Annotated in this window: 28 protein-coding genes; 15 read left to right on the top strand and 13 right to left on the bottom strand. The window is 64.1% G+C overall.

Annotation, left to right across the window (positions count from 1 at the left end; genetic code table 11):
• Positions 1-8: 8 nt before the first annotated feature.
• The gene (locus UB31_RS12675) at positions 9-1,547 is read left to right on the top strand and encodes a tripartite tricarboxylate transporter permease (RefSeq protein WP_045011062.1); all 1,539 of its coding nucleotides are present in this window, start codon (positions 9-11) and stop codon (positions 1,545-1,547) included.
• Entirely contained in the window at positions 1,544-2,548 is a 1,005-nt protein-coding gene (locus tag UB31_RS12670) for a 4-hydroxythreonine-4-phosphate dehydrogenase PdxA (protein ID WP_045011061.1), read from the top strand. Before UB31_RS12675 ends, UB31_RS12670 begins: the two co-directional genes overlap by 4 nt.
• A gap of 52 nt (positions 2,549-2,600) precedes the next feature.
• Here the strand turns inward: UB31_RS12670 and UB31_RS12665 are convergent, their stop codons facing one another.
• The 3 genes from UB31_RS12665 to UB31_RS12655 form a co-directional block, all read right to left on the bottom strand.
• Complete coding sequence (locus UB31_RS12665; RefSeq protein WP_045011173.1) at positions 2,601-3,023, bottom strand: cupin domain-containing protein; 423 nt, start codon at positions 3,021-3,023, stop codon at positions 2,601-2,603.
• Between the two features lie 47 nt (positions 3,024-3,070).
• Positions 3,071-3,814, bottom strand: coding sequence for an SDR family oxidoreductase (locus UB31_RS12660; RefSeq protein ID WP_045011060.1), 744 nt, complete (start codon positions 3,812-3,814; stop codon positions 3,071-3,073).
• 225 nt (positions 3,815-4,039) lie between these two features.
• Complete coding sequence (locus UB31_RS12655; protein WP_045011059.1) at positions 4,040-4,951, bottom strand: LysR family transcriptional regulator; 912 nt, start codon at positions 4,949-4,951, stop codon at positions 4,040-4,042.
• A 129-nt stretch (positions 4,952-5,080) separates the two neighbouring features.
• Between UB31_RS12655 and UB31_RS12650 the strand changes: the two genes are divergently transcribed.
• Positions 5,081-5,935: an NmrA family NAD(P)-binding protein gene (locus tag UB31_RS12650; RefSeq protein ID WP_045011058.1), complete on the top strand. Its 855-nt coding sequence runs from the start codon at positions 5,081-5,083 to the stop codon at positions 5,933-5,935.
• A gap of 82 nt (positions 5,936-6,017) precedes the next feature.
• On the opposite strand, the gene UB31_RS12645 is transcribed toward UB31_RS12650, so the two are convergent.
• Both UB31_RS12645 and UB31_RS12640 read right to left on the bottom strand, forming a co-directional pair.
• Positions 6,018-7,001, bottom strand: coding sequence for an MBL fold metallo-hydrolase (locus UB31_RS12645; protein ID WP_045011057.1), 984 nt, complete (start codon positions 6,999-7,001; stop codon positions 6,018-6,020).
• Between the two features lie 381 nt (positions 7,002-7,382).
• Positions 7,383-8,468, bottom strand: a complete 1,086-nt coding sequence (locus UB31_RS12640) for a methyl-accepting chemotaxis protein (protein ID WP_045011056.1) — start codon at positions 8,466-8,468, stop codon at positions 7,383-7,385.
• A 283-nt stretch (positions 8,469-8,751) separates the two neighbouring features.
• On the opposite strand from UB31_RS12640, the gene recJ reads away from it, so the two are divergent.
• From recJ to UB31_RS12625, 3 genes are all read left to right on the top strand, one after another.
• A complete protein-coding gene (gene recJ / locus UB31_RS12635; protein ID WP_045011055.1) occupies positions 8,752-10,593 on the top strand; it encodes a single-stranded-DNA-specific exonuclease RecJ in 1,842 nt (613 codons plus the stop codon).
• Between the two features lie 44 nt (positions 10,594-10,637).
• A complete protein-coding gene (locus UB31_RS12630; RefSeq protein WP_045011054.1) occupies positions 10,638-11,447 on the top strand; it encodes an SDR family NAD(P)-dependent oxidoreductase in 810 nt (269 codons plus the stop codon).
• Positions 11,448-11,556: 109 nt separating this feature from the next.
• Positions 11,557-12,354, top strand: a complete 798-nt coding sequence (locus UB31_RS12625) for an aldolase (protein ID WP_045011053.1) — start codon at positions 11,557-11,559, stop codon at positions 12,352-12,354.
• A gap of 6 nt (positions 12,355-12,360) precedes the next feature.
• Here the strand turns inward: UB31_RS12625 and UB31_RS12620 are convergent, their stop codons facing one another.
• Positions 12,361-13,590, bottom strand: a complete 1,230-nt coding sequence (locus UB31_RS12620) for a lytic murein transglycosylase (protein ID WP_045011052.1) — start codon at positions 13,588-13,590, stop codon at positions 12,361-12,363.
• A gap of 135 nt (positions 13,591-13,725) precedes the next feature.
• On the opposite strand from UB31_RS12620, the gene UB31_RS12615 reads away from it, so the two are divergent.
• The 3 genes from UB31_RS12615 to UB31_RS12605 all read left to right on the top strand — a co-directional run bounded on the left by UB31_RS12615 (position 13,726) and on the right by UB31_RS12605 (position 14,562).
• Positions 13,726-13,980, top strand: coding sequence for a hypothetical protein (locus UB31_RS12615; RefSeq protein WP_045001045.1), 255 nt, complete (start codon positions 13,726-13,728; stop codon positions 13,978-13,980).
• A gap of 60 nt (positions 13,981-14,040) precedes the next feature.
• Complete coding sequence (locus UB31_RS12610; protein WP_045011051.1) at positions 14,041-14,292, top strand: hypothetical protein; 252 nt, start codon at positions 14,041-14,043, stop codon at positions 14,290-14,292.
• Positions 14,293-14,373: 81 nt separating this feature from the next.
• On the top strand, positions 14,374-14,562 hold the full coding sequence (locus UB31_RS12605) for a hypothetical protein (protein ID WP_045011172.1): 189 nt from the start codon (positions 14,374-14,376) through the stop codon (positions 14,560-14,562).
• A gap of 23 nt (positions 14,563-14,585) precedes the next feature.
• Here the strand turns inward: UB31_RS12605 and UB31_RS12600 are convergent, their stop codons facing one another.
• Positions 14,586-15,548, bottom strand: coding sequence for a quinone oxidoreductase family protein (locus UB31_RS12600; RefSeq protein ID WP_045011050.1), 963 nt, complete (start codon positions 15,546-15,548; stop codon positions 14,586-14,588).
• A 64-nt stretch (positions 15,549-15,612) separates the two neighbouring features.
• On the opposite strand from UB31_RS12600, the gene UB31_RS12595 reads away from it, so the two are divergent.
• Entirely contained in the window at positions 15,613-16,083 is a 471-nt protein-coding gene (locus tag UB31_RS12595; protein ID WP_045011171.1) for a MarR family winged helix-turn-helix transcriptional regulator, read from the top strand.
• Between the two features lie 14 nt (positions 16,084-16,097).
• Here the strand turns inward: UB31_RS12595 and UB31_RS12590 are convergent, their stop codons facing one another.
• On the bottom strand, positions 16,098-16,625 hold the full coding sequence (locus UB31_RS12590; RefSeq protein ID WP_045011049.1) for a MarR family winged helix-turn-helix transcriptional regulator: 528 nt from the start codon (positions 16,623-16,625) through the stop codon (positions 16,098-16,100).
• Positions 16,626-16,679: 54 nt separating this feature from the next.
• On the opposite strand from UB31_RS12590, the gene UB31_RS12585 reads away from it, so the two are divergent.
• Both UB31_RS12585 and UB31_RS12580 read left to right on the top strand, forming a co-directional pair.
• Positions 16,680-17,162, top strand: a complete 483-nt coding sequence (locus UB31_RS12585) for a carboxymuconolactone decarboxylase family protein (RefSeq protein ID WP_045011048.1) — start codon at positions 16,680-16,682, stop codon at positions 17,160-17,162.
• Positions 17,163-17,183: 21 nt separating this feature from the next.
• Complete coding sequence (locus tag UB31_RS12580; RefSeq protein WP_045011047.1) at positions 17,184-17,687, top strand: cupin domain-containing protein; 504 nt, start codon at positions 17,184-17,186, stop codon at positions 17,685-17,687.
• A gap of 96 nt (positions 17,688-17,783) precedes the next feature.
• On the opposite strand, the gene UB31_RS12575 is transcribed toward UB31_RS12580, so the two are convergent.
• The 3 genes from UB31_RS12575 to efp form a co-directional block, all read right to left on the bottom strand.
• Positions 17,784-18,692 carry an amino acid ABC transporter substrate-binding protein gene (locus tag UB31_RS12575; protein ID WP_044999953.1) on the bottom strand — a complete coding sequence of 303 codons (909 nt, stop codon included), beginning with the start codon at positions 18,690-18,692 and terminating at the stop codon, positions 17,784-17,786.
• Between the two features lie 145 nt (positions 18,693-18,837).
• Positions 18,838-20,439, bottom strand: coding sequence for a peptidoglycan DD-metalloendopeptidase family protein (locus UB31_RS12570; RefSeq protein WP_045011046.1), 1,602 nt, complete (start codon positions 20,437-20,439; stop codon positions 18,838-18,840).
• Between the two features lie 39 nt (positions 20,440-20,478).
• Positions 20,479-21,045 (bottom strand): elongation factor P, encoded by a 567-nt coding sequence (efp, locus tag UB31_RS12565; RefSeq protein ID WP_044999951.1) that lies wholly within the window; start codon positions 21,043-21,045, stop codon positions 20,479-20,481.
• A gap of 162 nt (positions 21,046-21,207) precedes the next feature.
• On the opposite strand from efp, the gene epmA reads away from it, so the two are divergent.
• Genes epmA through UB31_RS12550 form a run of 3 tightly spaced genes read left to right on the top strand, consistent with a single transcriptional unit; the run spans position 21,208 to position 23,658 of the window.
• Entirely contained in the window at positions 21,208-22,272 is a 1,065-nt protein-coding gene (gene epmA, locus UB31_RS12560) for an EF-P lysine aminoacylase EpmA (protein WP_045011045.1), read from the top strand.
• The gene (locus UB31_RS12555) at positions 22,269-23,363 is read left to right on the top strand and encodes a lysine-2,3-aminomutase-like protein (protein ID WP_045011044.1); all 1,095 of its coding nucleotides are present in this window, start codon (positions 22,269-22,271) and stop codon (positions 23,361-23,363) included. Before epmA ends, UB31_RS12555 begins: the two co-directional genes overlap by 4 nt.
• 43 nt (positions 23,364-23,406) lie before the next feature.
• The gene (locus UB31_RS12550) at positions 23,407-23,658 is read left to right on the top strand and encodes a hypothetical protein (protein ID WP_044999948.1); all 252 of its coding nucleotides are present in this window, start codon (positions 23,407-23,409) and stop codon (positions 23,656-23,658) included.
• A gap of 58 nt (positions 23,659-23,716) precedes the next feature.
• On the opposite strand, the gene UB31_RS12545 is transcribed toward UB31_RS12550, so the two are convergent.
• Both UB31_RS12545 and UB31_RS12540 read right to left on the bottom strand, forming a co-directional pair.
• Complete coding sequence (locus UB31_RS12545; RefSeq protein ID WP_045011043.1) at positions 23,717-24,802, bottom strand: 3-deoxy-7-phosphoheptulonate synthase; 1,086 nt, start codon at positions 24,800-24,802, stop codon at positions 23,717-23,719.
• Between the two features lie 231 nt (positions 24,803-25,033).
• Complete coding sequence (locus UB31_RS12540; protein WP_045011042.1) at positions 25,034-25,612, bottom strand: HdeD family acid-resistance protein; 579 nt, start codon at positions 25,610-25,612, stop codon at positions 25,034-25,036.
• Positions 25,613-25,639 lie beyond the last annotated feature (27 nt).

Genomic DNA, 25,639 nt, shown 5'->3' with positions numbered 1-25,639 from the left:
AGAGGCCGATGGACAATCTCGGAGAACTCCTGCACGGCTTCACCATCGCGGTCACGGTGCCGCATCTGGCGCTGATGGTGGTCGGCGTGCTGCTCGGCATCCTCGTCGGCGTGCTGCCCGGGCTGGGCGCGCCGAACGGGGTGTCGCTGCTGTTGCCGCTCACCTTCGGCATGCAGCCGGTCTCGGCGATCATCCTGCTTTCCAGCATGTATTGGGGCGCGCTGTTCGGCGGCTCTGTCACCTCGATCCTGTTCAACATTCCGGGCGAGCCGTCCTCGGTCGCGACCACCTTCGACGGCTATCCGATGGCGCGTGACGGGCGGCCGACCACCGCGCTCGCCACCGCCTTCGGCTCGGCGGCGTTCGGCGCGCTGGTCGGCGTCATCCTGATCACTTTCCTGGCCTCATGGGTGGCGCAGGTCGCGCTCGCCTTCGGGCCGGCGGAATATTTTGCGGTCTACTTCCTCGCCTTCGCGAGTTTCGTCGGCATGGGCGGCGCGGCGCCAATCAAGACCGTGGTGGCACTCGCGATCGGCTTTGCAATCGCCGCCATCGGCATCGACACTGTTTCCGGCAGCGTGCGCCTCACCATGGGCATCGACGAGCTGGTCAAGGGCGTGAACTTCGTCGTCGCGGTGATGGGCCTGTTCGGCATCGGCGAGCTCCTGGTCGCGGTCGAAGAGGAGTTTCATGCCCGCGCCGTCTCCTCGAAGATCGAGTGGCGCGAGGTGTTTCGCGCGATCGGCCGGCTGCCGCGGCATAGCGTTGCGTTGCTGCGGAGCGCTGCGATCGGCTGCTGGATGGGGATCACGCCGGGCGGCCCGACGGCGGCATCCTTCATGAGCTACGGCATTGCCCGCCGCTTCTCGCGGCGCGGTCGTTATTTTGGCACGGGCGAGGTCGAAGGCATCATCTCGCCGGAGACCGCCGACCACGCGGCCGGCACCAGCGCGCTGCTGCCGATGCTCTCGCTCGGTATTCCCGGCTCGGCCACCGCGGCCGTGATGATGGGCGGACTGATGATCTGGGGGCTCAATCCCGGGCCGATGCTGTTCGTCGACCAGAAGGACTTTGTGTGGGGCCTGATTGCCTCGATGTATGTCGGCAATATTGTCGCCGTTGTGCTGGTGCTGCTGACGGTTCCGGTGTTTGCCGCATTGATGCGGATTCCCTTCGTGATCATCGCGCCGCTGATCGTGATCATCTGCGTCGTCGGCGCCTATTCGGTGTCGAATTCCTATCTCGACGTGGTCATGATGCTCGGCTTCGGCATCGTCGGCTATCTCTTCAAGAAGCTGTTCTATCCCCTGGCGCCGCTGGTGCTCGCGATCGTCATCGGCGACAAGGCCGAGGATGCGTTCCGGCAATCGATGCTGATGTCCAAGGGCTCGCTCGGGATTTTCTTTGCAAACAAGCTGGTGACGAGCCTGGTGGTGGGTGGCATCGCGCTGTTGCTGCTTCCGCTCGTGTTGCAGCTCGCACGGCTCTTTCGCAAGCCCGAGCCGCCCACCACTGAGACGACCAGTCAGGAAAAGGTGATCATATGACCGCAAAGCCGCTCATCGCGCTCGCGATGGGAGATCCCGCAGGCATCAGCCCGGAGCTGACCGCAAAGCTCGTGGCGCTGGACGAGATCCGCGCCCGTGCTCGCCTCGTCGTGATCGGCGACCGCCGCATCTTCGACGAGGGCGCGCGCGTCGCCGGCGTCACGCCGGAGCTGACGAGGGTGGAGCAGGGCGCAGACTTTCGCGCAGCGAAGGGCGAAGCGCTGTTCGTCGATCTCGGCCATCTCGATCCCAAGGAGGTCGAGCCGAAAACCGCGACGCTCGCCGGCGGGAAATTCGCCCTGACGAATTACCGGCTCGCGCTTGAGCTTGCCCGCGACGGTCGCGTCGATGCGGTCTGCTTCACGCCCTTCAACAAGCAGGCGATGCGATATGCCCGCGCCGACTATGACGATGAGATCGCGTTCTCTGCCGAGATCGCCGGTCTCAAGACCCCCGCAAGTGAATTCAACGTGCTGGGCGAGCTCTGGAACGCGCGCGTCACCTCGCACATTCCGCTCAAGGATGTGGCAGCAAAGCTCTCAAGCGAACGCATCCAGCGCGCGCTCAAGCTGACCGATGCCTGCATGCGCAACGCCGGCTATGCGCGGCCGCGCATCGCGGTGGCAGGCCTCAACCCGCACGCCGGTGACGGCGGCAATTTCGGCCGCGAGGAGATCGACATCATCGCACCAGTCGTTGCGGCTGGCCAGCGCGACGGCATCGCCGTCGAGGGACCGTTCCCGGCCGACACGGTATTCCTGCGCGCCAAGGCAGGCGCCTTCGATGCGGTGCTGACGATGTACCACGACCAGGGCCAGATCGCGATGAAGCTGATGGGGTTCGATCGCGGCGTCACCTTGCTCGGCGGCTTCCCATTTCCGATCTGCACGCCCGCGCACGGCACCGCCTATGACATCGCAGGGCAGGGGATCGCTTCCACCGGCGCGACCCGCGCCGCGGTGCTGCTCGCAGTCGAGATGGCTGGTCGGCGCGGCGCTTGATTGTACGAATGGAGAGGAGGCGCATGCCTGATGGCTGCGCCGCCATCTTACGCTATTTCGGAAGCGGCATCGTCAGCTCCTTGTCGGCGGTATCGACCACGAAGACGGCAAGCAGCTTCGCAGGCTCGGTATCGCTGGCATTGGCACTTACGCCATGGCGGTCACCGGGCTTTTCGGAAAAGTTCTCTCCCTTGTGAAAGACCTTGGCCGGCCCGTCATTGACCTGACTTCGGATCGCGCCTTCCAGGACGGTGGCATAGATGAAGGCAGAGGGCGCGTGAATGTGGGCTGGTGAGGAGCCTCCGGGACCATACTCGACCAGCACGCCTTTCATGCTCTTGCCGGGGACATTTGGCAGGGCTTGGTCAAACACGACAGTCACCTTGGCCAATGGTGCTGCTGGTTGTGTCTCGGCGGCATGTGCCGTCAGGACAGATGAGGCGCAAACCGCCGTTGCGATCAACAATCTGAGCATGGAAGTTCCTTCATTGCCGTGGCTGTCGTGACTACGATGGTCGATGCTCAGGCCCTTGCGAGCCATGTTGCGAGCGCCGTTTTCCCGAGCCGCGCCTCGCCGAGCGGGATCAGCGAGGTGTCATCGATTGGAGAGCCATAATACTGCGCCTGTCGGTCTCCCACGACCGGGCGGCTGTCGCCGGACGCCTTGAGCCGTCGCGCGACGAATTCATTGAAGGGGGCTTTCTCGGGGCCTGCGATATCGATCGTACCGTTCAGCGGCCGGCCCGTTGCGACCTCCGCGAGGCGATCAGCCACGTCGTCTGACGCGATCGGCTGAAACGACGCCGATGGAACGACGACCTTGCCCCCGGTCACACCCGCTTCGCCAATGGCGTCAAGGAATTCAAAAAACTGGGTGGCGCGGACGATCGAGTAAGGGACCGAAGAGGCCTTGACGATGGTCTCCTGCGCGAGCTTGGCACGAAAATAGCCAATGTCGGGCGATCGGTCGGTCCCCACGATCGACAGCGCGACATGGTGCTTGACGCCTGCTGCGGCCTCGGTCGCGACGAGATTCCGGCTGGAACGCTCGAAGAATTCGAGCACGTCCGCGGGCTCCCAGGACGGCGCGTTGGCCACATCGACCACGACATCCGCGCCAGCCAGCGCCGCAGCGAGGCCTTCCCCAGTCACGGCGTTGACGCCCGACTTCGGCGAGGCGGCCACGGCCTCGTGCCCCTGCTGCTTGAGCTTTGCGACGAGCTTGGATCCGATTAACCCGGTTCCACCGATCACGACGATCTTCATGGCGTGTCTCCTCAGCATATTCGGAGCGTGAGTGACCAAAGCCAGCGGATGCTCACGCTCTCACGACGATGAATGTGATGCGAGGCACATCTTACCTGAGCAATGAGGCAGGCTCTTGCCTGTAACGGGCCTGCATTGCCGGAAAATGCTTCGGAGAGTCCTGCGTTCCGAGAAAAAATCGGTAAGGGACTGTTCCCTTTGGCTCGAGCGAACGAGAACGTTTGGCTATCGGCGCCCGTTCAGCCGGTCGTGGATGAAGTCGACGAAGACCCGCACCTTTGCAGCGGGAAACTGGCGGGACGCGGTGAGCGCGTAGAGAGGAAAACTGTCGCCATGCCAGTCCGGCAAAAGCACGACGAGCGTGCCTTGGTCCAGGAGGTGTTGCACGCCGATCGCCTTCACGCGCGCGACGCCGACGCCGCCTGCGCAGGCGCCGAGCATGGTGCCGAACTCCGCCACCATGAGGCTGCCGGAGATCGCGATCTTCTCCCGCTTGTTGCCTTGTCTGAACACCCATTCGTCGATCGGCTGGCCGGTCAAGGAGTCCCGGACCTGGATGCAGGCGTGCTGCGCGAGATCGCGGGGATGCTCCGGTTTGCCGTAACGCTTCAGATAACCGGGAGAGGCAACGGTAATCGTGCGTGTCTCCAGGATCTTCCTGGCGACAAGGGATGAATCGGGCGGCGCGCCAAACCGCATTGCGACATCGAAGCCGTCGCCGATAAGGTCTCCAAGCTGATCTCTGGCGATGATGTCGAGCTTCAGGTCCCGGTGGCGCATCAGGAACTCGTTGAGGTGCGGCGCGAGCAGGAGGCTGGAAAAGAAAGCGTCGACATTGACCCGCAACCGGCCGCGCACCGACACGGCGGATTTCGAGGCTGCCGACACGACTTCATCAATTCCGGTCAGAAGCGGCGCCACGCCCGTATAGAAACGCCGGCCTTCGTCGGTCAGGGACACGACGCGCGTGGTTCGATCGAGCAATTGCACGCCCACGCGTGCCTCCAGGCGCGAAACCGCGCGGCTGACGCCTGAGCGAGACAGGCCAAGCGCGTCCGCCGCGCGGGCGAAGCTTCCGCCCTCGACGATCGCCGCGAGCACGCCGACATTGGAAATGATACGGCCGTCAAAGGTCATGGGATCACCGTTGCGTATAGATCACCAATCTTATGACATAATGGCACTCACAGCAATCTTCGGTTCGGAGCTATCGACTGCACGCGGGCACCCCCGCGCAGACCAGCCGAAACGAATGAGAGCACCATCATGTACGCAATTACTGGCATCACCGGAAAAGTCGGCGGCGAACTCGCCAAGTCCCTTCTCGCGCTGGGACGCCCGGTGAGAGCGGTGGTCCGGGACGCGAAGAAGGGCGAGGCGTGGGCCAAACTCGGCTGCGAAATTGCTCTTGCCGAGATGGAGGATGCGACAGCTCTCGCAAAGGCCTTCACCGGCGCCACCGCCGCTTTCATTTTGCCTCCGTCAGACTTCGACCCCGAGCCCGGTTATCCGGAGGCCCGGCGTGTCATCGACAGTGTCGTGCGTGCATTGAAAACTGCCGCGCCGTCTCGTGTGCTGTGCCTGTCGACGATCGGCGCCGATGCCACACAGGATAATCTGCTCTCGCAGCGCACGATGATGGAGGAGGCGCTCAAGCCGCTCGGGATGGCTCTGACAATCCTGCGGCCGGGTTGGTTCATCGAAAACGCGCTCTGGGATGTGCCAACGGCCCGGGACTCCGGCTTGATCTACAGCTTCCTCCAACCGGTGGAGAAAGAGTTTCCTATGGTTGCCACGCGGGACGTGGGGCGCGTCGCTGCTGAGCTCATTCAGGAAAGTCATAGCGGCATCCGGATTGTCGAGCTGGAGGGACCTCGCCGCGTTTCGCCGAACGATCTCGCGGATTCATTCGGCCGTGCGCTCGGCAAGCCTGTCCGGGTCGAAATTGTAACGCGCGACGGCTGGGAGACGCTGTTTCGTTCCCAGGGCATGAAAAATCCGCTGCCGCGCATCCGCATGCTGGATGGCTTCAACGAAGGTTGGATTGAGTTTGGGGATCGCGGAGCGACGTCGATCAAGGGACGCATCGACGTCGATGCGGTGGTGGCCGGGCTCATCTAGGACGCAGGAGCGAATGCTTCCTGCAAGTGCCAACGGGGGGAGCCGGGCGGTGCGTGCGCGCCGCCCGGCTTGATCCTGCGAACTACAACGTCATCTGCATCGGTTCGGCAAAGAAGCGGAAGCCGTCGCCGGCCTTGGCGACATGGCCGTAGCCTGGCCAGGCGAAGTGATAGGACATCACCGGGGTCTTGTTGGCCGCCAGCATGGTGAGGAGCTTGACCCGCGACTCCGCCGCCTGCTTGGGATCGGTGTCGTAGGAGAATTCCATCCGGGGACGTTCGAGCAGCAGCACCGGATGGTGCGAGAGGTCGCCGAGGAAGGCGAACGACTTGCCGGCGGAACTGATCATGAAGATGGTGTGGCCGACAGTATGGCCGGGCGCCGCGATCGCCTGCACGCCGGGCAGGAATTCCTGTCCGTCCTTGTAGAACACGATCCGGTCGCGGACGGGCATCAGGTTCTTGCGGGCGTGAACGACGAAGTCCTTGACCGCACTCCCGAGCTTGCCTTCGTCGGTCCAGAAGTCGAAATCGCTCTGGGCGATATAGATCTGGGCGTTCGGAAACAGCGGCTTGTCGTTGGCGTCCACGATGCCGCCGATGTGGTCGATATGGGCATGCGAGCAAACCACCGCGTCGATGTCCTCCGGCTTGACGCCTGCCTCCGCCATGCTCTTCTGCTGCCGGCCGGTGGTGGCGCCGAACATCTTGGAGGCGCCCATGCCGGTATCGAACAGGATGAGCTTGTCGCCGGTGTTCACGATCGGCGAGTTCTGCTCGAGCACGACATTGTCCGGCGACAGGAAATTGTCCGCCAGCATCTTCTTCACCTCTTCCTTCGAAACGCCGGTGAAAGTCCCGGTGGGATCGCCGAGCGGCAGCGGTCCGTCGGAGACAATTGTCACTTCGGCATCGCCGACAATGAAGCGGTGCCAGTAGGGAGTCTGGGTGCCAAGTTTGGGAGCGCGCGCAAGCGCGCTGCTGCCGAGCATCGTGCTGGCGCCAAGGCCTACACCAAGGCCTGCACCAAGCGCGAGCAGGGATCGACGTGAGACATCGAGTGTCATTCGCTTCCTCCACTTTTTGAATTTTGATCCGCGCGATTGTTCGCGCGTGATGTTCCGGCCTGGGGCCGGCAACAGAATGCTGCGCCGGTTCAGCCAAGCTAGCAAGTGGAACCAAAACAACTAATGATTGTGTCGCGATTGTGTCTGCTGGGCGCGCGATGCGGAGTCTGAAAGTGGTGCCCGGACATTGTGGCGTCGCCAGGCGTCGCGAGTCATGCAGCTTCGCTCGCGAACGACGCCATGATCGCAGAATGCCAGTGTTTTGCCCGACGCGTCAAAGAGTTCAATCGGCGGGCGCAAAAACCGTCATGAGAACAACCCTCAGGCTACTGTGCATGGGGTTGTTTTCACGGTTTTAATTGGAGAGAGGGTCGGGCCGGCTCATCCGCCGCAGACGATCACGCCGTACCAGCCCAACCCGCGATAGGTCTCGTAACCGGGCGTGGCGTGGAAGGCGACCAGCGTGCCGGTGCGGTCCTGATAGAAGCCGGAGGGCTGGCCGTTGAGGGACAGCGCGATGCGCTCGCTCAGGATGCCCTGGCCGTCGGAGGCTGCGATGACGCGGAAATTCGAGTCGACCAGCAGAACGCGCGCCTTGTCCTGGTCGCCGACGCGGATGCCTTGCACGATGGCGCGGGCCTGCGGCTCCCAGTCGAAATGGATGGCGAGCACGCCGATCGGCGCGCCATTGGCCTGGCCGCCGGCGCGCACGCTGGCGCAATAGGTCGCGACCTGCGCGTTGCCGAGCAGCGGCTGGTTCTCGACGTCTCCGGCGACATAGTCGTCGCCGGAGCGCAGGCCCTTGGCCTCGCGAAACCATTTGGTGTGGGCGACGTTCTGGCCGACCACGCGAAATCGGTCGGCGCGGCCGTTGGCGATGACGTTGCCGTCGAGGTCGCAGAGCCAGAGGTCGAGATAGACGGTGTAGGCGCCGAGGATGACGCCGAGCCGCTCCGAGGCATAGGTCACCGCGGCCGGAGCAGGCGAGGCGGCGCAATCGACCACAGCGGAATCGGTCGCCCACCAGCGCACGTCGCAAGTCCGCTCATAGAGGTTGCGGTCAATCAGCTCGATGGCATTGAGGGACAGGTCCATCATGCGCTCGCCGCGCGAACGCTGGCTCATGCGCTCGATCGAGGAGACGAGATCGCCGGTACGTTTGGTGAGCTGCGTTTCGAGCTCGCGCGCGATGGTCTCGACCTGCTGGCCGACACCGCGCACCTCCTGCGCCACCACCGCAAAACCCGCGCCTTGGGCGCCGGCGCGCGAGCTTTCGATCAGCGCGTTCAGCGCCAGCATCTTCATCTGGTTGGTGATCTGCTGGATCGACTTGGTCTTGTCGACGGCGATCTGGTTGACCTCCGCGGTGAGGCGGTTGATCAGCGCGGTGATATCGGAATCATCGTCGGCGAGTTCGGTGGTTCCGTTCGCGATCGGCTTGGCTTTGAGACCCAGCGCAGCAGACATCGGGTAACTTCCCTTGGCAATGAGGCCTGATCTGCAACGAACCCGGAACAACCAATCACAGATCGAATACGACTCTTTTTCGAGGATTCCACCTAACGCCTGCTTAATTTGCTGTTCGGCGGAATGCCCAAATGATAGTCACTCCAGCCAGGACGGCGGCCATCCACTGCTTTGTACGGCCTGGCCGTTGCAAATGTCCGTGGTTTCCCGGCCAATCATCCGCCGGCCGACCGGGCGCATCGCTTGCAGTCGGGTTCCGGGTTCCTCAAGCCGCCCTTGAATCATGACGCCGCCCGCCACCGCCTTGCCCGTCGAAGCGCCCCAGGCCTTCCTGGGTGTGGCGCGTTCGCTCACCGACAAGCTCTGGCGCGACCGGCTCGACGCGCGCGGCGCGGCCAAGGCGCTCGCCATCGTGCAGCGGCACCAACTGCCGGAGCTGTTGGCGCGGGTGCTGGCGGGCCGCGGCGTCGATATCGATGCTGTCGCCGACTTCCTCGATCCGACCATCCGCAAGCTCATGCCGGACCCGTACACGGTGACGGAGATGGAGGCTGCCGCAAAGCGGATCGCCGATGCCGCTGTGAAAGGCGAGACAGTCGCGATCTTCGGCGACTACGATGTCGACGGCGCGACCTCCGCCGCGCTGCTGGCCTGGCATTTGCGCCATTGCGGCCTCGATCCGCTGATCCACATTCCCGACCGGATTTTTGAGGGCTACGGACCGAACGTCGAGGCGGTGCGCGCGCTGGCGGCGAAGGGCGCCACGCTGCTCGTCACGGTCGATTGCGGTACCACCAGCATCGAGCCGCTGGCCGAGGCGAAGCGGCTCGGCCAGTCCGTGGTTGTGATCGACCATCATCAGGCCGGCACGGATCTTCCGGAGGTCGATGCGCTGGTCAATCCGAACCGGCTCGACGATCTCTCCGGCCTCGGCCATCTCGCCGCCGTTGGTCTCGTGCTGGTGACACTGGTCGCGGTCAATCGCGAGCTGCGCCAGCGCGGCTTCTGGACCTCCGAGATGCCCGAGCCCGATCTGCTCGGCATGCTGCATCACGTCGCGCTCGGCACGGTTGCCGATGTGGCGCCGCTGATCGGTCTCAACCGCGCCTTCGTCGCCAAGGGGCTGATCGCGATGCGCCGGCGCGACCATGTCGGCCACACCGCGCTGATGGACGTGGCGCGGCTCAACGGCCCGCCGGAGGCCTGGCATCTCGGCTTCATGCTGGGGCCGCGCATCAATGCCGGGGGCCGCATCGGCCGCGCCGATCTCGGCGTGCGGCTGCTCCTGGAAGGCGATAGCACCGAGGCCGCACGGATCGCCGCCGAGCTCGACCGCCTCAACAGCGAGCGCCGCGTCATTGAGCAGGCCGCCGAAGCGCAGGCCGAAGCCGAGGCGCTTGCCTCGATCGGGCTCGAAGACAAGATCGGTGTCATCGTCACGGCCTCCGAAGGCTGGCATCCCGGCGTGGTCGGCCTCGTCGCCTCGCGGCTGAAGGAGAAGTTTTCGCGGCCCGCTTTCGCGATTGCACTCGAGCCCGGCGGCATCGGCACCGGCTCGGGCCGCTCGATCGCAGGCGTCGATCTCGGCAAGGCGGTACGGCAGGCGGTGGCGGACGGCATCCTGTTGAAGGGCGGCGGGCACGCGATGGCTGCGGGTGTCACGCTGCGCAAGGAAAAGCTCGCCGAATTCCGCGCCTATCTCGAAAATGCGCTCGCGCGCGATGTCGCGGAGGCTCGCCATGTCAACGAGCTCTATATCGATGGCGCGGTGTCCGCGCGGGCGGTCACGACGGAGCTTGCCACCACGCTCAACCGTGCCGGTCCCTTCGGCAGCGGCAATCCGGAAGCCGTGCTGGCGCTGCCGGCGCATCAGCTCGTCTATGCCGACGAGGTCGGACAGGCGCACTTGCGGCTGCGGTTCAAGTCGGGCGACGGCGCGATCGTCAACGGCATCGCGTTTCGCTCGGTTGGCCAAAAACTCGGCAACGCATTGGTGGCCAATCGCGGCCAGCAGCTGCATGTCGCCGGATCATTGTCGGTCGATCGCTACCAGGGTGCCGAGCGCGTGCAGTTTCGCGTCATCGACGTCGCGCTACCGGACCAGGGGCCATCCGTGATTAGATAACTGCCGCAAACAACAAACCTCAAACAACAAAAAAGGGAGTGAACATGGCAGGGCAGGTTGAGGGTAAAGTCGCGCTGGTCACAGGCGGCGCGTCGGGCATTGGCGAAGCCATCGTCGAGCTGTTTGCGCGCGAGGGCGCGACCGTCATCGCCACCGACATCGACGAGCTACGCGGCCCCGAACTCGCCAAGCGCGTCACCAAGGCCGGCGGCAAGGCGATCTTTTTGGAGCAGGATGTCACTAGTGAGGAGCGCTGGATCGAGATCGTCGCTGAAGTTGCAAAGCGCTATGGTCGGCTCGACACCATGGTCTCCAATGCTGGTATCGGCATTGCCGTGCCCTCGATCGTCGACATGACGCTGGGCGATTGGCGCAAGCAGAACGCGATCAATCTCGACGGCGTGTTTCTCTCGGTGAAGCATTGCCTGCCCTTGATGCGCAAGACTGGCGGCGGCTCGATCGTCATGATGTCCTCGCTGGCAGGCCTGCGCGGCGCACCGGGGCTGTCGGCATATTCGGCGACCAAGGGCGGCGTGCGGCTGTTCGCGAAATCGATCGCGATGGAGTGTGCAGCGGCCTCCGACGGCATCCGTGTCAATTCCGTGCATCCCGGCATCATCGACACGCCGATCTGGGGAAAGATCCCGACGGGTGCGACCGGCAACCAGGGCAATGCGCCGATCGATCCCGAGGAGCGGGCCAAGGTGGCAACGCCGCTCGGTCGCGCGGGCCAGGCCGTGGAGATCGCGTCGGGTGTGCTGTATCTGGCGTCAGATGCCTCGCGCTACGTCACCGGCACCGAGCTCGTCATCGACGGCGGCATGAACGCCGGCGGCGCGCCGCGGCGGGCATGAACTAGCCCGCAAGACGCGAAGGGCAGGGTGGCGCCCGCAGGGGCTGACGCGCAGGCGTCGTCCCTGTAAAAGCGCGGGCAACTCCCTACCGACAGAGGTTTTCTTCGCTATGGCGCACGGCCTTCACGCTTCCTCATCCGCTGCCGAGCCGGTCCGCTCGAATCGGCCGGACCTCGCAACCGATGCAATCCGCAGCGCGCGCGAGGATCTCGCCGCCTGCTTCCGCATGGCAGCGCGCAACGGTTTTGAGGAGGGCATCTGCAACCATTTCTCGGCCGTGGTGCCCGGCCATGACGATCTCTTCTTGGTCAATCCCTATGGCTACGCTTTTCGCGAGTTGACCGCGTCAAAACTCCTGATCTGCGATTTCCACGGCCATGTGCTCGACGGCGAGGGCGAGCCCGAGGCGACTGCGTTCTACATCCACGCCGAGGTGCACAAGCGTTTGCCGCGCGCGAAGGTCGCCTTCCACACCCACATGCCCTACGCCACCGCGCTGTCGATGACCGAAGGCGATCCCCTGATCTGGGCCGGGCAGACCGCGCTGAAGTTTTATGGCCGCACGGCGGTCGATCGCGACTATAACGGTCTCGCGCTCGACAACCGCGAAGGCGCGCGCATTGCTTCCGCCGTGGGCGATGCCGACATCGTCTTCATGAAGCATCACGGCGTGATGGTGCTGGCCCCGACCATCGCGGAGGCCTGGGACGATCTCTACTATCTCGAGCGCGCCGCCGAGGTGCAGGTGTTGGCGATGTCGACGGGACGGAAAGTGCTGCCGGTCGATCCCGCCATTGCGGCCGAAACCTACAGGCAGATGCGCGAGGGCGATTCCGAATCCGCGCGGCTGCATCTCGCTGCGATCCGACGGCAGCTCGATGCGGAGGAGCCGCAGTACCGGCACTGAGGCCGTCTACGATCCCTGCCGCAATTTTGCCAGCACCTTCAGCCCGCCATAGCCATCGGTGGGCGTGATTCCGGCGCGTTGCTGAAAATCCTTGATCGCCTTCATGGTGTCGTTACCGACGCGGCCGTCGGTGCCACCGGTGTCGAAGCCGGCTTTGGTCAGCCGTGTCTGCATCTCCTGCACCTCGGCGAGCGTGAGCACGCGTTCGGAGCCGGGGAAGGGCTGGATGAAGGGCGGTGCGCCCAGGCAGCGATCGCCGAGATGGCAGATCGCCAGCGCATAGTTCATCGAGGGATTGTAGCTCTTCACCGCGTTGAAGTTCGGTCCGAGCAGGAAGGTTGGCCCGCCCGCAACCGGTGTCCACATCTGCGCAGACGCGTTCGGCTGCGGAAACGGCTGGCCATCGGCGCGGGTGACGCCAGCCGATTGCCAAGCGGCATAGGCGCGGCTGCCGCTCATATCGCCGGACGCGCGCACCTCGTAGCCCCAATGCTCGCCACGGCGCCACTTGCCGCGATTGACGAGATATTTTGCCGTTGAGCCCAGCGCATCGTCGGGCTTGCCGAACGGTGATACTTTGCCGTCGCCGTCATAGTCGATACCGACATTGAGCCAGACCTCAGGCATCCATTGCGAATGCCCCATTGCGCCGGCCCAGGAGCCCTGCATCTCTTCCGGTGTGCTCCAGCCCTTGTCGACGATGCGCAGCGCGTTGATCAGCTCGGTCTCCCAATAGGCTTTTCGCCGCGGCTCGTTCCAGGCGAGTGCGGCCAGCGAGGGAAACACTGGCGTCATGTGGTTCTGCTGCACCAGCGGATCGCCGTAAGCCGATTCCACGCCCCACAGCGCCAGCAGCGTGCCGCGCTCGACGCCGAAATCGCGTTCGATGCGTGCGAGCAACGCCTCGTTGTTCTTCAGCGCGATCTTGCCGTTGATGATGCGCCAATCGGAGACGCGGCGGTTGATGTATTGCCAGACCTGCTCGTGGAATTCAGGCTGGTTGCGCATTTGCTTGAACACGCTCATGTCCGGTTCGACCCGCGCCATCGCGCGCTGCCAGGTCGCGGCTGAAATGCCTTTGGCCATCGCGCGGGCGCGAAAACTCTCGCGCCATTCGTCGAAGCCGGGCGGCGAAGCCAGAACGTGCGTTGGGAGTGTCAGCAGGGCGGCTGCGCCCAGCGTCGATTGGAGCAGGGCGCGGCGCGTGCGGTTGGCCAAGGAATCAGCTTGTTTCATCGGCGCATTGTAGCGGGAAACATGGCTCCTGTGAGTCGGTTCCTGGAACAGGAGGAACAGGCTTTAGACGTTACGCTCCCAGGAACAAAGTGTCGCACTCCGCATTCCCTCAGCACCACATTGGAGGAGGATGAGATGAGGAAATATCTGTTTGCCGCTGCCATGGTCACGGCCATCGCGGCCCCTGCGTTCGCAGATGAAGTCGGCGTTCACGTCGGTCCGGTCGGCGCAGGCGTCACGGTCGGCCAGGCCCCTGAATACCGCGATCGCGATCGTGACCGCACCACGGTCATCAAGGAGCGCGCGCCCGCCGATCGCACCACGGTGATCAAGAAGGAAGATGAATACGGCAATCGCAGCAAGACCGTGATTCATCACGACAACGACTAACGGAGCAGCGCCCCGGCCGAGCGCCGGGGCCCGCTTTCTTCAGCGAGATTTCGGGGCGGAATGAAGATACGCGTGCATGCGGAAAGCCACGTCGTCGAGCTTGACGACGGATCGCGCTGGCAGATCTTCGCTGGCGATCTTGCAACGACGCTGAGCTGGAAGCCTGAGACGGATTTGCACCTGGAGCCGAGCGGCGATCAGGTGAGTTCGCATGTGCTGTTGAATGCTACAGATCAAAGCCGTGTGCGAGTGATCGCGGCAGGTGAGACCTGGCCCGCTGGCGAAGTTAATAAAGTGTTGAAGAGCGGATAGGGCGCACTCGGGCGTCAACATCTCAAATTTCGAGGGTGCCGCTTTACGGTCGGTTTGTTCCTGTCTGTGCAGAATGCGCGCATGCGGGAGCTGTTCGACATCATTCGCGCCAATCCCTGGCCGTTCGGCGCAGGGCTGTTTGTCGTGATCATGATGATCATCGCGGAAAATTTCGGCCGTGGCATTCAGGGTGGCGGCGACAGCGGCTTCGGCGACTTCTCGGATGCCGACGGCGGTGATGGTGGCGGCGGTGACGGAGGAGGCGACTAGGCCTCGTCCGTCCATGGTTCGCCTCAAGCCGCGCCCATCGTGAGCACCGTGCGGCAAGCATTATCGTCCGCGAGCCAGGCCTCTGCGACGTTCGACAGCGGCACAGCTTGGGTTGCGATCTTGAATCCAGCCATTGGCGTTGCGCGCAACAGGTCGCCCACAGCATGGACGAGGCGGTCGAGCGGGATGCTGCCGATGCCGCTACCCATCAGCTCGATGGCCGATGAGCGGAGCACGGCGCTCGGCAGCGTAATGTCGGCGCCGCTGATCGAACCGATCTGAACGTACCTGATTGGCACCGCCTCGGGGCCCGCTTTGGCTGCGGCGATCAGCACGCGCTCTGCACTTTTGCCCCAGAGATAGTCGACGACGACGTCCACGCCTTCGGCGAATTGGTCCCTCAGCCTGCGCTCGAGTGCTGCGTCATCGTCGGTGAGGGCGATCGTCACATCGGCACCAAGATCCGCCAGTTCGCGCAGCGCCTCCGCATTTCGACCCTTCGCGATCACCTTTCGCGCGCCCATGTGCTTGGCGATCTGCACGGCAAGGCGGCCCGAGGTGCCGGTGGCGCCATTGATGAGCACCGTCTCGCCGGCCTTGAGCCGCGCGCGCTCGGTGTAGGCTGCCCAGGACGACATGCCGGGATTTGCGATCGCGGCTGCGGTGACGTCGTCGATGCCGTCGGGCAGGGCGATGCAATGCAGGGCCGGCACCACAGCCTGCTCGGCCATGCTGCCATAGGGCGCGCGCGGCAGTACGAAATAGACGCGAGCCCCGTCATCGCGACGGCCCACACCGTCGACGCCGGCGATGAAGGGAAACCGGCCGCTTGAGCTGTAATGCGCGCCCGCGGCGCGGCTCTTGGTGACCTGGCTGATCGCGGCGGCCGTGACGTGGATACGGCTCTCACCCGTGATGAGCTCGGGTTCAGTGAAATCTCCATAGACAGGGCATTGGCCTGCGGCGTGGACGACGGCGGCTTTCATGATCAGGTTCCTTGTCGGTGCTCTAGATGCGTGTATTATGCACATATCTAGTTTGGAGCCGCCGATGCCGTCAAGAAAGAATGTGCAAAATACACATATTAGTGACCGTCTGCGAGTGCTGCACGGGGCGCTCCTCGATATCGTCGGCGCGATGAACCGGCCGCAGCGCGACGAAATGCTGATCAAGGAGGCGGGCATCCGGCTCGACCGGGCGCTGTTTCCGCTGCTGGTCGGCATTGAGCGGTTCGGACCGATCGGTATCGTCGATCTCGCCGACCGCGTTGGGCGCGACTACACCACCGTCAGTCGGCAGGTCGCCAAGCTCGAAAGCCTCGGCCTCGCGGAGCGCCGCGAGCACCCCACGGATCGCCGCGTGCGCGAGGCCGTCATCACGGCGAAGGGCAAGGCAATGACTGATCTCGTCGATGCCGCGCGCGAACGGATCGGCCGCGCCATCTTCGCGACATGGGATGCCGCCGAGATCGACGATCTCGTCCGACTGACGCGCAAGTTCGCCGATGCGATGAAAGACTGAGCGCGGCCCCGCGTCTATTCCTGGTCCTGCAACTCGATCGCGACGTCGGCCAGCCAGCGGCGGATGGTGGCCTCGGCCTTGGCATCAAGTCCGCCGGCGAGACGCTTCTCCAGCGCGATGACACGCTCCCGGCACGCCTTCAGCAACGTCGCGCCGCGCTGCGTCAGCGTCCATTGCTGGATGCGGCCGTGGACGGGATGGGGCGTCATCTCAATTGCACCATCGCGTTCGAGGTTGCGAATGATGACCCCGACGGTCTGCGGCGTCAGGAAGGTGAGGCGGGCGACGTCGGCGCCGGACAGGCCCGGGTAGGCGTTCAGCATGGTCAGCACGGCGAATTGCGGCGACGTCACGCCGAGATCGGCGAGCGTTCGTTCCATCTTCAACCTGACCGCCGCGTGGGCCTGGCGCAGGAGGTAGCCGAGATAGCCTTGCTCGCCGCGCTTGCCCTCGCCGGCGGCGGGCACGTGGGCCGCAGCGTCCGCCCTCGGCGCCTTCTGCCCCGGTTGCGATTTCGTGATGCCAGTCGACTTGCGCGCCATATAAGAGCTCTTATAGTATATAAGTGCTCTTATAATAGCACGAGGTGAACGGCAATGTCACACGCCCGCAGCGAATACGAGGATTTCAAGAAGATTGCGCCCGATGCGTATGACCTGGTGCTCGCGCTGGGCCAGGTTGCGGCCAAGGCCGGCCTCGACAAGCAGCTCCTGGAGCTCGTCAAGCTGCGCGCTTCGCAGATCAACGGCTGCGCCTTCTGCGTGCAGCATCACATCCTGTTCTCGGAGCGCATCGGCGTGCCCGTAGACAAGCTCAATCTGGTCGCGGTCTGGCGCGAGGCGCCGATCTTCTCTGTGCGCGAGCGGGCGGCGCTGGCCTGGACGGAGGCGCTGACCTTCCTGCCCGACGGCGTCAGCGACGAGGTCCATGCGGAGGCTGCCCGTGAGTTCTCCGAGACCGAGCTGATGTACCTGACATCCGCAATTGCCTCGATCAACGTCTGGAACCGCTTTGGTGCGGCGTATCGCTGGACGCCGGCGAAGCGGCCGGTCGCAGCAGCGAATGCTGCGGCATCCTGATTGCAACAAGGGGAGGTTGTTATGACTGTTATGGGTTTGGCCACCATGCAGCGCCCGGCGCCATCGCGTTCGGTGGCGTTGGCTGTTGTCGGCGGGCTCGCCTGCGCGCTTGCGATCGGCAAGGTACTGCCAATCACAATGGACACCGTATCTGGCGCATTCGCACCGCTCTGCGCCGCTGCTGCGGAGAGCTCGCCACTCGACAAAGTGGAACCGATCGGTTCCTACGCGCTGCCCAACGTGCCGGGCAAGCGCGTCACCATCGTGCGCGTGTTTTATGGCCCCGGAGGGTTTTCAAGGCCGCATCGCCACGCGGGCTCGGTGACGGCCTACGTCACCAAGGGCGAGATCCGCTCCCAGCTCGGCGGCGGCCCGATCGAGACGTTTGGGGTTGGCCAATCCTTCTTCGAACCGCCGGGCGCGACGCATCTGGTCTCGGCCAATGCGAGCACGACTGAGCCGGCCGAATTGATTGCGGTGTTCGTGGCGGACGAGGGCGCACAGCTCACGACGTATCTGGAGTAACCTGTAGCCCGGATGGAGCGAAGCGCAATCCGGGACCGCCGCGAGTGCGCGCGAAGACCCCGGATTGCGCTTCGTTCCATCCGGGCTACTATTCCATTAGCCTCCGTAAGACGCTGGATCAGGATTGTCGGACGGGTGCTCGAAGGACTTTTTCAGCGAGGCCGGCAGCGGGACGTGGAAGTTCAGGCCGCGCGGCGGCACCGGCTCCATGAACCATTTGTTGTAGATCTGCTCGATCTCCGCGCTCTTGTAGAGCTTTGCGGTCGCCCGATCGACCACCGTCTTGAACGGTACATCGTCCTTGCGCAGCATGATGCCGTAAGGCTCCGGATCGGAAAAAGCGCCGGTGCTGATGGCGTAGAGCGACGGATCCTTCGAGGAGGCGACCATGGCCGCAAGCTGGATGTCGTCCATGACGAAGGCCACAGCGCGGTCGGTCTCGACCATCAAGAATGCCTCGGGAACGTCCTTGGCGTTCATGACGGTGATGCCGAGCGAGCGTGCAGCGTTGGCCTTGTTGAGCTGGGTGATGTTGGTGGTGCCCGAGACCGAGACGACGGCCTTGCCCTTGAGGTCATCGACCTGGTCGAGCTTTAGCGCCTTCTTGGACACGAAGCGGCTCGCCGTGAGGAAGTGGGTGTTGGTGAACCACACCTGCTTCTGGCGGTCGGCATTGTTGGTCGTCGAGCCGCATTCGAGGTCGATGGTCCCGTTCGCCATCAGCGGAATACGGGTGGACGAAGTGACGATGTTTTGACTGACCTCGAGCTTGTCCAGCTTGAGCTCGGTTTTGATCTCGTCGACGATCTTCATGCAGATGTCGACGGCGTAGCCCACGATCTTCTGCTTTTCGTCGATATAGCTGAAGGGCACGGCACTGTCGCGTATCCCCAGCGTGATCGCGCCGGTCTCCTTGATCTTCTTCAGCGTGCCGCTCAATTCCTGTGCATGTGCCGGCACGGCGAAAGCGACGGCCAGAACGGCCGCCGTGGTGAGAAAACGCATGTGCTTCCCTTCGTTTTGCTTCGATGCAACGCTTACGAAGGCAAGGATGGACGCTGGGTTTCGCCTTGCCTGCCCGGAACCAAGCAATTCTGAGGCCAGAGAGGGCACGGAGAATGCCGAGCTTGCCAACCAATTGGCTTGGATTTCAGTTCTCTTCGCTGCTCGACCCCTCACGCTGGTCGGGTTTGACCACATCCTCGGGCAGCGCATGTGCGACGGGCTGCGCGGTGCCGGCGATCTCCGGGCCGATCTCGCGGCCGCGGGCGCGGATCAGGCGTTCGTAGGCCGATACCAGCGTCACGTAAGGACTGACCCAGATCCAGCCGTCGCGGGTGAACACCTGGACGTCGAAATGCAGGTGCATGGAGGTGCCGGCGGGATGGTCGAGATAGTTCGAGACCACGCCGATCTTCTCGCCCTCAGCCACGATGCGGCCGTTGAGCAGGCCGTCGGCGTTCATGGTCTGCGGGTTCATGTGCATGTAGCGGAAGCGGACGTGCTCGGTGCGGCTGTTGATCTCGAGCGTTGCGGCCTGGTCCTTGGAGGCGCGGATCACGATGGCGTCGCGCACGGCGACCACGCCGCGCTGCTTGGGATCGCAGGGGTCGCGGCCGTCGCTTTGCGGCGGACAGTCGGCCGCGCGGATGTCCTCGCCCTGATGGCCGTAGCCGCCGCCGCATTGCCAGACTTCAAAACTGCGGGACTCGCAGAAATTGTCGCGCCAGGGATAGGCGGTCGGGCCCTCGTTCTTGTCGCGCTTGGCGTAGGATTGCGAATGCACAAAGGCCGGCGCCTTCTCAAGCGGAAAGCGGATCTGCGCATAGGCCATCACGTCGGGATGGCCGCCCTGCTTGCGATAGCCGGTGTTGGGGATGATGTCGCCGCTCGGCCGGTAACTGAAATCCACCGATCGCTCCATGGGGCGATCGGTGATGTCGGAGGCAACATCCATCAGCGGCCGCATGCGCTGGCCGCCGGCAACGTGCAGGGCCTTCAGGAAGCGCTCGGCGACGGGGTAGGCTTCCTTGCAGGCCAGCCGCCGCGGTTTTGCGACGCTGTCCAGGCACTGGATGGACACGACATAGGCGACGCCGAAGCGTGAGAAGGCGTAACGCACATAGCCTTCGCGAATGAACCTGCGCAGATCCGGATAGATTGCCGCGAGCGGCTTGACCGGCTCGCCCTTGCCGCCGGCGGGATCGGCGATGTCGTAGACGAGCGCCGATCCCGTGATCTGTACCTCGACCGGCTTCGCAAAAGTTCGCGACGGCATGCCGTCGCCGGCACCGGGCTCGAAAGAGAAAGCCGCGCTGTAACCGGCGGGGCCGGCGTCGAACATGTCGACGGGGTTGAAATCGGCCTGGTAGCGCGACAGCGACACGCTCGATGGCGTGCCGTTGCGTTGGGCTTCCAGATACGCGGCAGCGTCGAACGGCAGCAGCACGGGGACAGCGCTGCGCGCGATGCCGGTGAAGAATTGCGAGGAGACCGCGTTGAGCTGCACCAGTGCCGGCATCGCGCGCGGATCGTAGCGCGGCACCGAACGGCGGGGCACGAAGATGAAATCGCCCGCGACCTGGGGGCGGCCGTTGATCTCGGTGCGGAGCTGGTCGAGTGCTGCGCGCCAATCGACGCGCAGGGCCGTGAGCGAGGGGCTGCGGAATTCATCCGCAGCCAACGGGCTGGCGAGGAGAAGCGAAAGCGACGCCAGGGCTTGCGAGACGAAGCGGAAACTTGTCCTACCCACTGTCTCGCCCCCCGGCGGCCACCTGTGCTGATTCCTCGCTTAGTCCTTGGCGCGCTCGGAGTAGGAGCCGTCTTCGGTCATCACCACGATGCGGGTGCCGACCGCGATGTGCGGCGGAACGGTGGTGCGCAAGCCGTTGGAGAGAATCGCGGGCTTGTAGGAGGAGGAGGCGGTCTGGCCCTTGGTCACGGGCTCGGTCTCGACCACTTCCAGCGTCACGCGCTGTGGCAACGCGATCGATACCACGTTGACGTCGTGCGTCGACAGCTTGACCGTCATACTCTCCTGGAGATAGGCGGCCGAGTCGCCGATGACGTCCTTGGACACCTGGACCTGATCATAGGTTTCCGGGTTCATGAAGTGGTAGCCGTCACCATCTTCATACAGGAAGGTGAAGTTGCGCTCTTCGATCGTGGCCTTCTCGACCTGGTCGGTGGTCTTGTAGCGCTCGGAGATCTTTACCCCGTCGGAGATTCGGCGCATTTCGATCTGGCTGACCGGGGTGCCCTTGCCGGGATGGATGTTTTCAGCGGTCACGACGACATATAGCTTGCCGTCTTGCTCGATCACGTTGCCCTTGCGAATAGAACTGGCGATGACTCTCAAAGCGAAATTTCCTGCTTGCTTGGCCCGGCACCGGCCAGGACGTGGTCGAATTGATGGGGGACCTGGGGCCTCAAATCAGACCTCGGCGCCCGTTTCGGGCCGCAACATACGCATTTTGTCGTTTAATGCCAGCATTTTGCTGGCCTGCGGGGCGGTTGCCTGATGGCTGGGGACAAGCTGATTTCGCCATTCTGGTCCCCCTCGCGGCACCTCGACCGGCGACCGTTCCTCCAGGTAAGAGGGGCCATCACCAGGGCTCTACGGGTTTTTTTCGCCGAACAGGGCTTCGCCGAGGTCGAAACCTCCGTTCTCCAGGTCTCCCCGGGCAACGAGACCCATCTGCATGCCCCGCGTACCCTGATCATGCGGCCCGACGGCAGCCGTGCCAGGCGTTACCTGCGGACCTCCCCGGAATTCGCCTGCAAGAAGCTGCTGGCGGCCGGCGAGCCCCGAATCTTCGAGTTCGCCCGGGTGTTCCGCGACCGCGAGCGGGGCGACCTGCATCTGCCCGAATTCACCATGCTGGAATGGTACCGGGCCAGCGCGCCCTACGACGCCATCATGGCCGATTGCGTCGTCGTGATCGCCCGGGCGGCCCAAGTGACCGGGATCGGAACCTTTTCCTTCCGCGGCCGGACCGCTGATCCCTTTGCCGAGCCGGAGCTGCTCACCGTCGCCGGCGCCTTCGAGCGGTACGCCGGAATCGACCTGCTTTCCACCATTTCGGGCAGCGAGGGCGACCGTGCGGCGCTCGCCCGGGCCGCCGCCGGCAAGGTCCGCGTGGCCGAGGACGACAATTGGTCGGACATCTTCAGCAAGGTTCTGGTCGAGCATGTCGAGCCGCATCTGGGGCAGGGCCGTTTGACCATTCTGTTCGAATACCCATCTCCAGAGGCGGCGCTGGCGCGTGCAAAGGCGGACGATCCGCGAGTCGCGGAGCGTTTCGAGGTCTATGCCTGCGGCGTCGAGCTTGCTAACGGCTTTGGCGAATTGACCGACGCCGAAGAGCAACGGCGGCGCTTCATGGAGTCGATGGCGGAGAAGCAGCGCCGCTACGGTGAGGCCTATCCGCTGGACGAGGATTTCCTGGCCGCGGTCGCCGCAATGCCGGAGGCGAGCGGCGTCGCGCTCGGCTTCGACCGGCTGGTCATGCTGGCGAGCGGCGCAACACGAATTGATCAGGTGGTGTGGACGCCGCCTGTAGATGAAACGTTAAGCGAGACATGACGAAGACCAACCTTGCACGCACATTGCGCGAGCCGGCCGAGCTCGTGGCCGAGCATCTTGCACCCATCGAAGCGCTGCCGGCGCTGGAACGCGTTGCCGCGCGCTATGCGGTCGCGATCACGCCGGCGTTGGTCGAGCTGATCGACACATCCGATCCCGATGATCCCATCGCCCGCCAATTTGTTCCGACCGCCGCGGAGCTGGAGGTGCGGCCGGGTGAGAACGCCGATCCGATCGGCGATCACCCGCACTCGCCGGTGCCCGGCATCGTGCATCGCTATCCCGATCGCGTGTTGTTCAAGCTCGTTCACGTCTGCGCGGTCTATTGCCGCTTCTGCTTCCGTCGCGAGATGGTCGGCCCGGGCAAGGAGAACGCGCTGTCGGACAGCGCGTATCGCGCGGCGATCGACTATATCCGCACGCATAGCGAGATTTGGGAAGTGATCCTGACCGGCGGCGATCCGCTGATGCTGTCGCCGCGGCGCATGAGCGAGATCATGGCTGATCTCGCAGCCATCGATCACGTCAAGATCATCCGCCTTCACACCCGCGTGCCCGTGGCGGACCCTGCTCGTATCAGCGACGAGATGGTCGCGGCGCTGAAGGTCGAGGGCGCGACCACCTGGGTCGCGCTGCATGCCAACCATGCCCGCGAGCTGACGGACGCGGCTCGCGCCGCCTGCGCGCGGCTGGTCGATGCCGGAATTCCTATGGTGAGCCAGTCCGTGCTTTTGCGCGGCGTCAATGACGACGTCACGGCTCTGTCGGATTTGATGCGAGCTTTCGTCGAATGCCGGATCAAGCCCTACTATTTGCATCACGGCGATCTCGCGCCGGGCACGGCGCATTTGCGCACCACGCTCGCGGCGGGGCAGGAGTTGATGCGGCAGTTGCGCGGACGGGTGTCAGGACTATGTCAGCCTGACTATGTCATCGATATTCCCGGCGGCGCCGGCAAGTCGCCGGTCGGACCGAATTATGTGTTGGCGGTGCAAAATACCGCAGCAGATGCGGGTGATGCGGACTCGGAAACGCGCTATCGTATCGTGGATTATTGCGGCGACGTTCATCTCTATCCGCCCGAGACCTGAGCGGTGACGAAGAGGACGGCGGTTTGAGGAGTGGAGGAAGGACATGAAGAAGATCGTCGTGGCTGTGTCGCTCGTGGTCTTGCTCGGCGGCGCGGCGGTCGCGCAGACCGGCACCAAGGGATCGACATCCGGCGGAGCCTCGTCCGGCTCATTGCCGCCGGCGCCGGTCGGCCATCGCCAGCCGCGGGCCGGTGACGTGCCGAGCGAGAAGAATTTGAGCGACCCGAACAATCCCGTGAACAAGGAAGACGCGGCGCTCGACAAGAAGATCAAGAGCATTTGCCGCGGCTGCTAAGCCGCGACGACGGCGGGCAGGGCGCGAACAGCATCGCCCCGCCCGCTTTTGGCTCAGCTTACGCGGAGCGCTCGCGCAGCCCGGCGCGCTTGGTGTTGCGCCGGATCTCGACGGCGTCAGCGAGCTGTTCGAGTACCGTTGCCGTGGTCGCCCAGTCGATGCAGCCGTCGGTGATGCTCTGGCCGTAGGTCAACGGCTTGCCCGGCACCACGTCTTGCCTGCCGGCGACGAGATTGCTCTCGATCATCACGCCCATGATGCGGTCCTCGCCGCCTGAAATCTGGCTGGCGATGTCGGCCGTGACCAGCGGCTGGTTCTCCGGCTTCTTGCTCGAATTGGCGTGGCTTGCATCCACCATCACAAGCGGCGCGACGCCGGATTTCGCCAGCTCGTTGCAGGCCGCCGCGACGCTTGCCGCGTCGTAGTTCGGCCTGCTGCCGCCACGCAGGATGATGTGGCAGTCCTCATTGCCCGCGGTCGAGGCGATCGCCGAGCGGCCGCGCTTGGTCACTGCCATGAAATGGTGCGGATGCGAGGCGGACTTCACGGCGTCCGCTGCAATGCGCACATTGCCATCGGTGCCGTTCTTGAAGCCGACCGGGCAGGACAGCCCGGAGGCCAGCTCGCGATGGATCTGGCTCTCGGTCGTGCGCGCACCGATCGCCGCCCAGGACACGAGGTCGGCGATGTATTGCGGCGTCGTCATGTCGAGAAATTCTGCCCCGGCGGGCAGGCCGAGATTGTTGATGGCCGACAGCACGTTGCGCGCGAGGCGCAGGCCCTTGTTGATGTCGAAGCTGCCGTCGAGATCGGGATCGTTGATCAGGCCCTTCCAGCCGACGGTGGTGCGCGGCTTCTCGAAATAGACCCGCATCACGATCTCAAGCTGGTCAGCGAGGTCTTCGCGCAAGCCGGCGAGGCGCTCGGCATACTCAAGCGCGGCCTTGGGGTCATGTACCGAGCACGGGCCGACCACGACCAGAAGCCGGTCGTCCTGGCCATTGAGGATGGCATGGATGGCGTTGCGCGACGCCATCACCACACGCGTTGCGGTGAGCGTGCGCGGGACCTCCCGCATCACCTCTTCAGGTGTGCTCAGCTCTTTCAGTTCGCGGATACGAAGATCGTCTGTCGTGCTCAGCACGGCGGGCTCCTGTTTGTTGAGAACCTGCCGGCCAATAAAAAAGCCGCCAGGTCTGGCGGCTGTTCGGACGTTTGCTTCAATGTTTTAGATTGAGCGCGATCCTCCTGCCGCCAGCGAGCTGTCGTAGCTAAAGTACCAATAGCTGGTGGCGACGGTGATCATACAGCGTCATATAGCGTCCCATTGGCGGGTTGTCACCCCCCAAAACAGCACTGGGCGCGACGAGGCGCCTCAACTGTTGCTGTTGCGTGCCGCCAAGGCCATCCCGATCAGTGTGGCGCCGCCGAACAAAAGGTTGATGCCGACGAGGACTCCGATGGCCCATTCCCCCGTGCTCGGCAGTCCGGTGATCACCATGAACGAGATCGCGATGTCGACAAGGCCCGAGATCAGCAGCCACGACCAGCGGCCGCTGAGCTCGCGGCGGTGCTCCAGCGCATACATGATGGTGGCGACGCCCTCGGCGAGGAAATAGGCACCGAGCACGATGGTCAGCGTCAGCACGGCTTGCATCGGCCGCGCCAGCAGCAGCATGCCGGCAAATACGGCCAACGCAGCCGAAATCAGCGACCACCAGAAGCCCGGCGTGCTGCGGGCCCAGTAGGTCACGATCAGTCCGCCGATGCCGCTGATCAGAAACATCCAGCCGAGGAAGATCGTGATCGCAAGGCTCGCGAGCGGCGGCAGGATCAGCGCGGCAATGCCGAGAACGGCGAGCAGAATGCCTTCGAACAGAAAGGCCTTCCAATGCGCCTTCACCGTCTGGCTCATGGCGGATTGCAGCCGTGAAAAATCCTCGGGCGATGTCATGGTGGCCTCTCACGTCGCGGGAAGCGG

This window comes from Bradyrhizobium sp. LTSP849 (genome assembly GCF_000938255.1).
In the GTDB taxonomy this organism is placed as follows: Bacteria; Pseudomonadota; Alphaproteobacteria; order Rhizobiales; family Xanthobacteraceae; genus Bradyrhizobium.
This window is presented reverse-complemented; position numbering and strand designations above follow the sequence as displayed.

Bases quoted from the DNA above. Each gene is read 5' to 3' on its own strand.
- UB31_RS12675 (WP_045011062.1), top strand. From the start codon at position 9: ATGGACAATCTCGGAGAACTCCTGCACGGCTTCACCATCGCGGTCACG.
- UB31_RS12670 (WP_045011061.1), top strand. From the start codon at position 1,544: ATGACCGCAAAGCCGCTCATCGCGCTCGCGATGGGAGATCCCGCAGGC.
- UB31_RS12665 (WP_045011173.1), bottom strand. From the start codon at position 3,023: ATGCTCAGATTGTTGATCGCAACGGCGGTTTGCGCCTCATCTGTCCTG.
- UB31_RS12660 (WP_045011060.1), bottom strand. From the start codon at position 3,814: ATGAAGATCGTCGTGATCGGTGGAACCGGGTTAATCGGATCCAAGCTC.
- UB31_RS12655 (WP_045011059.1), bottom strand. From the start codon at position 4,951: ATGACCTTTGACGGCCGTATCATTTCCAATGTCGGCGTGCTCGCGGCG.
- UB31_RS12650 (WP_045011058.1), top strand. From the start codon at position 5,081: ATGTACGCAATTACTGGCATCACCGGAAAAGTCGGCGGCGAACTCGCC.
- UB31_RS12645 (WP_045011057.1), bottom strand. From the start codon at position 7,001: ATGACACTCGATGTCTCACGTCGATCCCTGCTCGCGCTTGGTGCAGGC.
- UB31_RS12640 (WP_045011056.1), bottom strand. From the start codon at position 8,468: ATGTCTGCTGCGCTGGGTCTCAAAGCCAAGCCGATCGCGAACGGAACC.
- recJ (WP_045011055.1), top strand. From the start codon at position 8,752: ATGACGCCGCCCGCCACCGCCTTGCCCGTCGAAGCGCCCCAGGCCTTC.
- UB31_RS12630 (WP_045011054.1), top strand. From the start codon at position 10,638: ATGGCAGGGCAGGTTGAGGGTAAAGTCGCGCTGGTCACAGGCGGCGCG.
- UB31_RS12625 (WP_045011053.1), top strand. From the start codon at position 11,557: ATGGCGCACGGCCTTCACGCTTCCTCATCCGCTGCCGAGCCGGTCCGC.
- UB31_RS12620 (WP_045011052.1), bottom strand. From the start codon at position 13,590: ATGAAACAAGCTGATTCCTTGGCCAACCGCACGCGCCGCGCCCTGCTC.
- UB31_RS12615 (WP_045001045.1), top strand. From the start codon at position 13,726: ATGAGGAAATATCTGTTTGCCGCTGCCATGGTCACGGCCATCGCGGCC.
- UB31_RS12610 (WP_045011051.1), top strand. From the start codon at position 14,041: ATGAAGATACGCGTGCATGCGGAAAGCCACGTCGTCGAGCTTGACGAC.
- UB31_RS12605 (WP_045011172.1), top strand. From the start codon at position 14,374: ATGCGGGAGCTGTTCGACATCATTCGCGCCAATCCCTGGCCGTTCGGC.
- UB31_RS12600 (WP_045011050.1), bottom strand. From the start codon at position 15,548: ATGAAAGCCGCCGTCGTCCACGCCGCAGGCCAATGCCCTGTCTATGGA.
- UB31_RS12595 (WP_045011171.1), top strand. From the start codon at position 15,613: ATGCCGTCAAGAAAGAATGTGCAAAATACACATATTAGTGACCGTCTG.
- UB31_RS12590 (WP_045011049.1), bottom strand. From the start codon at position 16,625: ATGGCGCGCAAGTCGACTGGCATCACGAAATCGCAACCGGGGCAGAAG.
- UB31_RS12585 (WP_045011048.1), top strand. From the start codon at position 16,680: ATGTCACACGCCCGCAGCGAATACGAGGATTTCAAGAAGATTGCGCCC.
- UB31_RS12580 (WP_045011047.1), top strand. From the start codon at position 17,184: ATGACTGTTATGGGTTTGGCCACCATGCAGCGCCCGGCGCCATCGCGT.
- UB31_RS12575 (WP_044999953.1), bottom strand. From the start codon at position 18,692: ATGCGTTTTCTCACCACGGCGGCCGTTCTGGCCGTCGCTTTCGCCGTG.
- epmA (WP_045011045.1), top strand. From the start codon at position 21,208: ATGGCTGGGGACAAGCTGATTTCGCCATTCTGGTCCCCCTCGCGGCAC.
- UB31_RS12555 (WP_045011044.1), top strand. From the start codon at position 22,269: ATGACGAAGACCAACCTTGCACGCACATTGCGCGAGCCGGCCGAGCTC.
- UB31_RS12550 (WP_044999948.1), top strand. From the start codon at position 23,407: ATGAAGAAGATCGTCGTGGCTGTGTCGCTCGTGGTCTTGCTCGGCGGC.
- UB31_RS12540 (WP_045011042.1), bottom strand. From the start codon at position 25,612: ATGACATCGCCCGAGGATTTTTCACGGCTGCAATCCGCCATGAGCCAG.